The following is a 9,527-nucleotide window of genomic DNA, read 5'->3' on the forward strand; positions in this document are numbered from 1 at the left end:
GTGGGACAAGATGATGCTGCGCAAGCGATATATAATAGAATGCATCAACGAACTGTTTAAGAACAAGGCCAACCTTGTCTATTCACGCCATCGCTCCGTGCATAACTTTCTCATGAATCTCTGTGTGGCATTGGCTGCATACTGTTTCTTCGAGAATAAGGCCGAGGTACTGCCCATGCGCATTGAAAAGAGTAGGCAATTGGAACTTTTCTAGGCAAATCCTTATCCTGAACTGGCGTAATAATGTGCAAGAAAAAGCAGAAGCTATATTTTACTACACCTTATTATATAATAAGGAGAATTGCGACACCATTATTATGGAATACAAATAACTCGCCTTTATACAACTATACAACGCGCAAGTGGGGGAGCTACTATGCAATAAGCAGATGTTAGAAAGCTGAAATAAGAGCGAGCATAGGGGCAAGGCCGTCAACAATAGGTGTGTATTGGCTATAATAAAGAGGTGAGGAGAAAAGACGCTGCCGATAAAACACCTATTTATGTTATGCAACATAGCTCATGTACAACAGAAGGAGGGAACAAAAAAGAATGTAACAAGAAATTAAAAGCAGCGCAATCGCAACACACAAACGGCAAAAATGCCATGCATTACTACTGCGAATAAGGAGGGGTGGGAGATACCTTAGAGGGGCGTTCGCATGGTGTAATGGCTGTACTGGTTGTTAATAATGTTTAAATAAATCAAAATATCCTCTGATGAACTAAAATGAAAGCGATGTATGTTAGGTGGTTAGGATAATTGTTAGTAACTTTGCACCCCGAAAAGGCATATTGTGTCGTTTCTGTATTCGCTTGATAATAACGAAAATAATATATAAAATTAAAAAGTAAAATTATGCCTACTATTTCACAGTTAGTAAGAAAAGGCAGAAAGGTGCTTGTGGAAAAGAGCAAGTCGCCTGCGTTGGATTCTTGTCCTCAACGTCGTGGCGTTTGTGTTCGTGTATACACCACAACCCCTAAAAAGCCTAACTCGGCAATGCGTAAAGTTGCCCGTGTACGTTTGACAAACCAAAAGGAAGTTAACTCGTACATCCCAGGCGAAGGTCACAACTTGCAAGAGCACAGCATCGTGCTTGTTCGTGGCGGTCGTGTAAAAGACCTTCCTGGTGTTCGTTATCACATCGTTCGTGGTACACTTGATACCGCCGGTGTAGCAAATCGTACGCAGCGTCGTTCTAAGTATGGCGCAAAACGTCCTAAGGCCGCTAAAAAATAATTAAAGCGAGCCATATAAGTTTTTAAGTTCGTGAACCCTTATGCTGGTAAGGCTTGCAGTAGCAAGAACTTCGGGGCTAGGCGAGAGGTGTTTGCCGGGGTTTACAGGCTTAAAAACTTATTCTGAAACGAAAGTAAACAGAAACGTCGAGGTGCAGACGATAAAGGCATCAAAAATTATAACCCGTTTTGCTGGTGAATTGTTTAAAAGGTTGAGTAAACATCCGAGTGCGGAAGTTGAAGAACGATGACAACCCCACGCAGAATTATTTTTTTTCAAAACAAAAATGAGAAAAGCAAAACCAAAGAAGCGCGTGATCCTTCCCGATCCCGTGTTCAACGACCAAAAGGTCTCTAAGTTCGTTAATCACTTGATGTACGATGGTAAGAAAAATGCATCGTACGAGATTTTCTACAATGCCCTTGATACCGTAAAGGTTAAGATGGAGAAGGAAGAAAAGTCGCCTCTGGAAATCTGGAAGACGGCTTTGGACAACATCACTCCTCAAGTGGAGGTGAAGAGCCGCCGTATTGGTGGTGCTACGTTCCAAGTTCCTACCGAAATTCGTGCTGATCGCAAAGAGAGTATCTCGATGAAGAACATGATTTCTTATGCCCGCAAACGTGGTGGTAAGACCATGGCCGACAAGCTGGCTGCAGAAATTATGGACGCCTACAACAACCAAGGCGGAGCTTACAAGCGTAAGGAAGATATGCACCGCATGGCAGAGGCTAACCGCGCATTCGCACATTTCAGATTCTAATCATAAATAGGTATACAAAAGACAATGGCAAATCGCGATTTACATTTGACACGTAACATCGGTATCATGGCTCACATTGATGCCGGTAAAACCACAACTTCTGAACGTATTCTCTTCTATACGGGTAAAACCCACAAGATAGGTGAGGTACACGATGGCGCTGCTACCATGGACTGGATGGCGCAAGAGCAGGAGCGTGGTATAACTATTACTTCAGCAGCAACAACCTGTAACTGGAACTATGGTGGTAACTCGTTTAAGATTAACCTCATTGACACTCCGGGACACGTTGACTTTACCGCTGAGGTGGAACGCTCATTGCGTGTTCTCGACGGCGCTGTAGCTACCTATTCGGCTGCCGACGGTGTGCAACCTCAGTCGGAAACTGTATGGCGTCAGGCTGACAAATATAACGTTCCACGTATTGGATACGTAAACAAGATGGACCGCTCGGGAGCTGATTTCTATGAGACGGTTCAACAAATGAGAGACATCTTGGGTGCAAACCCCTGCCCAGTGCAAATTCCTATCGGTGCAGAAGAAAACTTCAAAGGTGTGGTAGACCTCATCAAGATGAAGGCTATTTTGTGGCACGACGAAACGATGGGTGCTGAATACAGCATAGAAGAAATTCCCGCCGACCTGCTTGACGAGGCTAAGGAATGGCACGACAAGATGATTGAGAATGCAGCTAACTACGACGATGCGCTGATGGAGAAGTATCTTGAAGGTGTTGAACCTTCTGAAGAAGAGCTTATCGCAGCTATCCGTAAGGCTACAATCTCGATGGATCTTACTCCTATGGTATTGGGTTCTTCTTATAAGAACAAAGGTGTGCAACCCCTCTTGGACTATGTTTGCGCATTCTTGCCCTCACCACTAGATACAGTAGCTATCGTAGGTGTTAACCCCAATACCGACCAAGAAGAAGAGCGTAAGCCTTCAGAGGACGCGCCTACATCGGCATTGGCGTTTAAGATTGCTACCGACCCATTCATGGGCCGCTTGGTGTTCTTCCGCGTCTACTCGGGTAAGGTTGAGGCAGGTTCGTATGTGTTCAATTCTCGTTCGGGTAAGAAAGAACGCATCAGCCGCTTGTTCCAGATGAACTCTAACAAGGAAATCCCGATGGAAAGCATCGACGCTGGTGATATTGGCGCAGGTGTAGGCTTCAAAGATATTCGCACAGGCGACACGCTTTGTGACGAGAACGCACCTATCGTGCTCGAATCGATGACCTTCCCCGATACGGTTATCTCTATCGCCGTTGAGCCTAAGAGTCAAGCAGACATCGCTAAACTTGACAACGGTTTGGCTAAGCTGGCTGAAGAAGACCCAACATTTACCGTTCGTACCGACGAGCAAAGTGGTCAGACCATTATTTCGGGTATGGGTGAGTTGCACTTGGATATCATTATCGACCGTCTGAAGCGTGAGTTTAAGGTAGAATGTAACCAAGGTAAGCCCCAGGTTAACTACAAAGAGGCTATCACCAAGCCCGTTACACTTCGTGAAGTGTACAAGAAGCAGAGTGGTGGACGCGGTAAGTTTGCCGATATTATCGTTACTGTTGGTCCTAAAGACGAAGACTTCAAGGAAGGTAACTTCCAATTCGTGAACGAGGTTAAGGGCGGAAACGTTCCTAAGGAATTTATCCCCTCGGTACAAAAGGGATTCGAAAACGCAATGAAGAACGGAGTACTTGGTGGTTATCCAATGGAAAACCTGAAGGTAACGTTGACCGATGGTTCGTTCCACCCAGTAGACTCAGACCAACTTTCGTTCGAATTGGCCGCTATCAACGCCTATCGTAACGCTTGTCCTAAGGCAGGTCCTGTATTGATGGAACCTATCATGAAGGTAGAAGTGGTTACTCCCGAGGAAAACATGGGTGATGTAATCGGTGACTTGAACAAACGCCGTGGTCAAGTAGAAGGTATGGACGAAGCTCGTAGCGGTGCACGCATCGTGAAAGCACAAGTGCCATTGGCCGAGATGTTTGGTTATGTAACCGCATTGCGTACCATTACATCGGGTCGCGCAACAAGCTCGATGGAATACGATCACCACTCACCACTGTCAAGCTCAATTGCTAAGGTGGTGCTAGAGGAAGTAAAAGGTCGCACCGACTTGGTGTAACTTCATAACAGAGGAACGAAACGTAGGTTAGCGAATGACTCTTAACCGGCGTACTTCGTTCCTCTACCCAATAATTATTTTAAAACAACTTAATCGACATGAGTCAGAAAATTAGAATTAAGCTGAAGAGTTACGACCACAAGTTGGTGGACAAGTCAGCAGAGAAAATCGTTAAGGCTGTAAAGGCCACAGGTGCAATCGTAAGCGGACCAATCCCCTTGCCAACTCACAAACGCATCTTCACCGTTAACCGAAGCACATTCGTTAACAAGAAGAGCCGCGAACAATTCCAATTGCAAGATTTCAAACGTCTGATCGACATTTATAGCTCAACGGCCAAGACTGTAGACGCTTTGATGAAGCTAGAATTGCCCAGTGGTGTTGAAGTAGAAATCAAGGTGTAGTAAAAACGATGACAAGAGCAACGATCGGTTGTCTAACAATAAAAGCCGAAAGGTAAAACAACCATTATGCTCGAATCCAATCTGCAGCTTATAAACATTTAAACTATTTATTTTATTAATATATTATTGAAATGCCAGGATTAATTGGAAGAAAAATCGGAATGACATCCGTTTTCAGTGCCGACGGTAAGAATGTACCGTGCACTGTTATCGAAGCTGGTCCTTGTGTTGTTACCCAGGTTAAGACCGTAGAGAACGACGGCTACAAAGCAGTTCAGTTGGCATACGGAGAAGCAAAGAAAAGCCGCACCACTAAGGCGATGGCAGGTATCTTTGAAAAGGCAGGCACAACACCAAAGAAGCACTTGGCCGAGTTCAAGTTTGATACGGATTACAATCTGGGCGACACCATCACGGTGGAACTCTTCGCAAACGCCGAGTTTGTAGACGTAGTAGGAACCTCTAAAGGTAAGGGTTTCCAAGGAGTTGTTAAGCGTCATGGTTTCGGTGGTGTAGGCCAAACTACACACGGACAGGACGACCGTGCCCGTAAGCCGGGTTCTATCGGTGCTTGTTCTTACCCTGCAAAGGTGTTCAAGGGCATGCGTATGGGCGGCCAAATGGGAGGTGACAGAGTAACAACTCAGAACCTTAAAGTGTTAAAGGTAATTCCTGAGCACAACCTTATCCTCGTGAAAGGTAGTGTAGCCGGATGCAATGGTTCAACCCTTTTAATTAAGAAATAATGGAAGTTAGCGTATTGAATATCAACGGTCAAGAGACCGGAAGGAAAGTTGTGCTCAACGACGCGATTTTCGGCATCGAGCCCAACGACCACGTTCTATATCTAGACGTGAAGCAGTATCTCGCTAACCAACGCCAAGGCACAGCCAAAACGAAGGAAAGAAGCGAGATGAGCGGTTCAACCCGTAAGCTCGGTCGCCAAAAGGGTGGCGGCGGTGCACGTCGTGGCGATATCAACTCGCCTGTTCTTGTTGGTGGTGCTCGTGTATTCGGTCCTAAACCCCGCGATTACGGCTTCAAGCTGAATAAGAAAGTGAAGGTTTTGGCTCGTAAGTCTGCATTGAGCTATAAGGCAAAAGAAAATGCCATCATTGTTGTAGAAGACTTTGAAATGGCAGCTCCTAAGACAAAAGAATTTGTAAATATAGTTAAAAATCTTCAATTAGGAGAACGTAAATCTTTACTTCTTTTGCCAATTGTGAATAAAAACGTATATTTGTCGGCTCGTAATTTGCAACGTTCAGAAGTAATGACAGCCAGCGCTCTCAATGCCTATAAGGTGTTGAATGCTGATGTGCTTGTAATTACTGAGAAATCGTTGGAGACCATCGACGGAATCTTAAACAAGTAAAAGGAGACAAAAGAAATGGGATTTATTATAAAACCTATCGTCACCGAGAAGATGACGGCAATTACAGAAAAGTCTTCTCGCGAAAAGAGCTATAAGGTTAAAGGTGAAGTGAGAACCAAGGCAGCAACGCCTCGTTATGGTTTCATCGTTCGTCCCGATGCCAACAAGCTGCAGATTAAGAGCGAAGTAGAGAACTTGTATAATGTAACCGTGTTGGATGTAAACACGATGCGTTATGCGGGTAAGCGTTCAAGCCGTTATACTCGTGCAGGCCTCGTGAGAGGACAAAAGAGCGCTTACAAGAAGGCTATCGTCACCTTAAAGGCTGGCGACGAAATTGATTTTTACAGCAATATTTAAATAAGAAATGGCAGTACGTAAGTTTAAACCGGTAACCCCGGGACAAAGACACAAGATTATTGGCACGTTCGAGGAGATTACTGCATCCGTGCCAGAGAAGTCTCTCGTTTGCGGAAAACGCTCAACTGGTGGTCGAAACAACACCGGTAAGATGACTGTTCGCTATATGGGTGGTGGTCATAAGAGAAAGTATCGTGCAATCGACTTTAAGCGAGAGAAAGATGGTGTTCCCGCCGTAGTTCAGACAATTGAATACGATCCGAACCGTTCGGCTCGTATCGCTTTGTTGTATTATGCTGACGGCGAAAAGCGTTACATTATTGCTCCCAATGGACTGCAAGTGGGTACCACATTGTTGTCAGGTTCGGAGGCGGCTCCTGAGATTGGAAACGCCATCCCTTTGGCAAACATCCCTGTTGGTACCGTAATTCACAACATTGAATTGCGCCCCGGACAAGGCGCCCTGTTGGTTCGTTCGGCTGGTAATTTTGCTCAGTTGACTTCTCGTGAGGGCAGTTATTGTGTTATTAAGCTTCCTTCAGGCGAGACCCGTAAGGTTCTCTCTGCTTGTAAGGCTACAGTGGGTAGTGTAGGTAACTCTGACCACGCATTGGAACAATCAGGTAAAGCTGGTCGTTCGCGTTGGTTGGGACGTCGCCCACACAACCGTGGTGTTGTTATGAACCCTGTTGATCACCCCATGGGTGGTGGTGAAGGCCGTCAGAGCGGTGGACACCCACGCTCGCGCAAGGGCTTGTATGCTAAGGGTCTCAAGACACGCGCACCCAAGAAGCAGTCTAGCAAGTATATTATTGAAAGAGCTAAAAAATAATTAAAGAGTAAATTATGAGTCGTTCATTAAAAAAAGGACCATATATAAACGTATCACTCGAGAAGAAAATTCTCGCTATGAACGAGAGTGGCAAGAAGAGTGTCGTTAAGACATGGGCTAGGGCATCGATGATTTCCCCCGATTTCGTGGGTCACACGGTGGCAGTTCATAACGGAAACAAATTCATCCCTGTCTACATTACCGAGAACATGGTTGGCCACAAGCTGGGCGAGTTTTCTCCCACGCGTCGTTTCGGCGGCCACTCTGGTAACAGGAAATAAGGGGATAACCATTTAAAATTATAGAAATAATAATGGGAGCAAGAAAACATAATGCGGCTGAAAAAAGAAAAGAGGCCCTAAAAAATTTGTATTTTGCCAAGCTTAAGGGCGTTCCTTCTTCCCCTCGCAAGATGCGCTACGTTGTAGACATGATTCGCGGAATGGAGGTTAACCGTGCCCTTGGCGTGCTCAGGTTCTCCAAGAAACAAGCTGCAGCAGATGTAGAAAAACTGTTGCGTTCGGCTGTTGCTAACTGGGAGACGAAAAACGACCGCAAGGCTGACGAAGGAGAACTTTACATAAGCAAGGTGTTTGTTGACGAAGGCGTGACGATGAAGCGCATGAGACCCGCTCCACAGGGTCGCGGATATCGTATCCGTAAGCGTTCAAACCACGTTACTTTGTTTGTTGACGCCAAAACTAACGACGAAAAATAAATAGATAATGGGACAGAAAGTTAATCCGATAAGCAACCGTCTAGGTATTATCCGTGGTTGGGACTCAAATTGGTTTGGTGGAAAGAACTTCGGCGACAATCTCGTTGAGGATATGAAGATACGTAAGTATCTAAATGAACGTTTGGCTAAGGCTAACGTTTCGCGCATCGTCATCGAACGTACCCTAAAGTTGGTTACCATCACCATTTGCACTGCTCGCCCAGGTATCGTCATTGGTAAAGGTGGACAAGACGTTGACAAGCTCAAAGAAGAGCTTAAAAAACTCTATAAGAAGGATATCCAAATCAATATCTTCGAAGTGAAGAGACCTGATATCGATGCCACAATCGTTGCGAATAACATCGCTCGCCAGGTAGAGGGTAAGATTGCTTACCGTCGTGCTATCAAGATGGCTATTCAAAACACAATGCGTGCTGGTGCCGAGGGTATCAAAGTTCAAATCACAGGACGTCTCAACGGCGCCGAAATGGCCCGTAAGGAAATGTATAAGGAAGGACGTACTCCTCTGCATACATTCCGTGCAGACATCGATTACTGTCAAGCAGAGGCACTGACCAAGGTTGGACTTCTGGGTATTAAGGTATGGATTTGCCGTGGTGAAGTTTACGGAGAACGTGACCTCACACCTAATTTTACTCAGGACAAACAAAGTGGTGGCCGTTCTAATAACGCTGGTGGCCGTTCTGGCCGCGGTAATCGAAAGAGAAACAATAACCGCTAAAAGTAAGAAGTTATTATGTTACAGCCCAAAAGAGTAAGATATAGAAGACCACAAGACGGTCGCGGCAATAAAGGTAACGCTAGCCGTGGCACGCAATTGGCATTCGGCTCGTTCGGCATCAAGACACTTGAAGCTAAATGGATAGATAGCCGCCAAATTGAAGCAGCACGTGTGGCCGTGAACAGATACATGCAACGCGAAGGCCAAGTTTGGATTCGCATATTCCCTGACAAACCTATCACCCGTAAGCCCGCCGACGTGCGTATGGGTAAGGGTAAGGGAGATCCCGCCGGATGGGTAGCACCTGTTACTCCCGGTCGCATCCTCTTCGAAGTGGAAGGTGTAAGTTTTGATATCGCTAAAGAGGCACTCCGCCTTGCAGCTCAAAAACTTCCCGTAAAAACCAAGTTTGTTGTTAGACGTGATTACGATAAAAACGCTTAAGATATGAAGATGAAAGAACTAAAAGAACTCGAGACCAAGGACTTGGCCGAGAAGCTGGAGAATGCTGTGGCAGCTTACGACCAGATGAAGCTCAACCATAACATCACCCCGCTTGAAAATCCATCGCAGATCAAAAGCGCTCGTCGCGACATCGCTCGCATGAAGACGGAACTTCGTCAGAGAGAACTTAACAAATAATAATGGTCCACAGATGGAAACAAGAAATTTAAGAAAAGTAAGACAGGGTGTTGTCTTGAGCAACAAGATGGATAAAACCATTGTTATTGCAGCTAAGTTCAAAGAGAAGCACCCAATATATGGTAAGTTCGTTCAAAAGACGAAAAAGTACCATGTTCATGACGAGAAGAACGAAGCCAACATCGGCGATACGGTTCTTATCATGGAAACCCGTCCTTTGAGCAAAACGAAGCGATGGAGATTAGTTCAAATAATTGAAAAGGCTAAGTAATTATGATACAAGCAGAATCAAGACTTACAGTATGTGAT

15 protein-coding genes are annotated in these 9,527 nt (G+C 45.3%); all 15 read left to right on the top strand.

Features of this window, described 5'->3' with window-relative positions; translation table 11 throughout:
- A partial coding sequence (locus QME03_RS07780; RefSeq protein ID WP_281723993.1) for a transposase occupies window positions 1-214 on the top strand: 214 nt, incomplete at its 5' end.
- Between the two features lie 645 nt (window positions 215-859).
- On the top strand, window positions 860-1,243 hold the full coding sequence (gene rpsL, locus QME03_RS07785) for a 30S ribosomal protein S12 (RefSeq protein ID WP_025815504.1): 384 nt from the start codon (window positions 860-862) through the stop codon (window positions 1,241-1,243).
- Window positions 1,244-1,529: 286 nt separating this feature from the next.
- A complete protein-coding gene (gene rpsG / locus QME03_RS07790) occupies window positions 1,530-2,006 on the top strand; it encodes a 30S ribosomal protein S7 (RefSeq protein ID WP_273149164.1) in 477 nt (158 codons plus the stop codon).
- 24 nt (window positions 2,007-2,030) lie between these two features.
- Window positions 2,031-4,145, top strand: coding sequence for an elongation factor G (gene fusA, locus QME03_RS07795; protein WP_281723994.1), 2,115 nt, complete (start codon window positions 2,031-2,033; stop codon window positions 4,143-4,145).
- A 98-nt stretch (window positions 4,146-4,243) separates the two neighbouring features.
- Window positions 4,244-4,549, top strand: a complete 306-nt coding sequence (gene rpsJ, locus QME03_RS07800) for a 30S ribosomal protein S10 (protein WP_009237623.1) — start codon at window positions 4,244-4,246, stop codon at window positions 4,547-4,549.
- Between the two features lie 131 nt (window positions 4,550-4,680).
- On the top strand, window positions 4,681-5,295 hold the full coding sequence (rplC, locus tag QME03_RS07805; protein WP_281723995.1) for a 50S ribosomal protein L3: 615 nt from the start codon (window positions 4,681-4,683) through the stop codon (window positions 5,293-5,295).
- Entirely contained in the window at window positions 5,295-5,924 is a 630-nt protein-coding gene (gene rplD, locus QME03_RS07810; RefSeq protein ID WP_281723996.1) for a 50S ribosomal protein L4, read from the top strand. Before rplC ends, rplD begins: the two co-directional genes overlap by 1 nt.
- Window positions 5,925-5,939: 15 nt before the next feature.
- A complete protein-coding gene (gene rplW / locus QME03_RS07815) occupies window positions 5,940-6,284 on the top strand; it encodes a 50S ribosomal protein L23 (RefSeq protein ID WP_281723997.1) in 345 nt (114 codons plus the stop codon).
- 7 nt (window positions 6,285-6,291) lie between these two features.
- Entirely contained in the window at window positions 6,292-7,116 is an 825-nt protein-coding gene (gene rplB, locus QME03_RS07820; RefSeq protein WP_025815510.1) for a 50S ribosomal protein L2, read from the top strand.
- Between the two features lie 14 nt (window positions 7,117-7,130).
- The gene (gene rpsS, locus QME03_RS07825; protein WP_009161014.1) at window positions 7,131-7,397 is read left to right on the top strand and encodes a 30S ribosomal protein S19; all 267 of its coding nucleotides are present in this window, start codon (window positions 7,131-7,133) and stop codon (window positions 7,395-7,397) included.
- A gap of 32 nt (window positions 7,398-7,429) precedes the next feature.
- On the top strand, window positions 7,430-7,834 hold the full coding sequence (gene rplV, locus QME03_RS07830; RefSeq protein ID WP_025815511.1) for a 50S ribosomal protein L22: 405 nt from the start codon (window positions 7,430-7,432) through the stop codon (window positions 7,832-7,834).
- Between the two features lie 7 nt (window positions 7,835-7,841).
- Window positions 7,842-8,576, top strand: a complete 735-nt coding sequence (gene rpsC, locus QME03_RS07835; RefSeq protein ID WP_025815512.1) for a 30S ribosomal protein S3 — start codon at window positions 7,842-7,844, stop codon at window positions 8,574-8,576.
- A 15-nt stretch (window positions 8,577-8,591) separates the two neighbouring features.
- Window positions 8,592-9,020 carry a 50S ribosomal protein L16 gene (gene rplP / locus QME03_RS07840; protein WP_009231168.1) on the top strand — a complete coding sequence of 143 codons (429 nt, stop codon included), beginning with the start codon at window positions 8,592-8,594 and terminating at the stop codon, window positions 9,018-9,020.
- 3 nt (window positions 9,021-9,023) lie between these two features.
- Window positions 9,024-9,218, top strand: coding sequence for a 50S ribosomal protein L29 (rpmC, locus tag QME03_RS07845; protein WP_009231167.1), 195 nt, complete (start codon window positions 9,024-9,026; stop codon window positions 9,216-9,218).
- Window positions 9,219-9,231: 13 nt separating this feature from the next.
- Window positions 9,232-9,489, top strand: a complete 258-nt coding sequence (gene rpsQ / locus QME03_RS07850) for a 30S ribosomal protein S17 (RefSeq protein ID WP_009231166.1) — start codon at window positions 9,232-9,234, stop codon at window positions 9,487-9,489.
- Window positions 9,490-9,527 lie beyond the last annotated feature (38 nt).

The sequence above is a fragment of the Hoylesella shahii genome (assembly GCF_937990675.1).
GTDB classification, from domain to species: domain Bacteria; phylum Bacteroidota; class Bacteroidia; order Bacteroidales; family Bacteroidaceae; genus Prevotella; species Prevotella shahii.